Below are 255 nucleotides of genomic sequence, written 5' to 3'. Positions count from 1 at the left end.
CCGTGGTCATTCTGGCCATCGCGCTCACCTACGCCGAACTCGGTGCGATGTTCCCGGAGTCGGGCGGTATGGTCCGCTACGCCCGCTACTCGCACGGCGCACTGGTGGGCTTCATCAGCGCGTGGGCAAACTGGATCGCCATTGTCTCGGTGATCCCGATCGAAGCCGAAGCCTCGATCCAGTACATGAGCACCTGGCCCTATGCCTGGGCGCACGCGCTCTTCGTCGACGGGTCGTTGACGCATTCAGGGCTCG

At 64.3% G+C, this 255-nt stretch carries 1 protein-coding gene; it reads left to right on the top strand.

Features of this window, described 5'->3' with window-relative positions; all coding sequences use genetic code 11:
* Nucleotides 1-255: amino acid permease (locus tag AB4Y43_RS40695; protein ID WP_368730315.1), on the top strand; the 255-nt coding region annotated here is incomplete at both ends.

Source organism: Paraburkholderia sp. BR10872, from assembly GCF_040965835.1.
In the GTDB taxonomy this organism is placed as follows: Bacteria; Pseudomonadota; Gammaproteobacteria; order Burkholderiales; family Burkholderiaceae; genus Paraburkholderia; species Paraburkholderia nodosa_A.
Note: the sequence above shows the minus strand (reverse complement) of the source record. Positions and strands in the feature narration are given on the sequence as shown.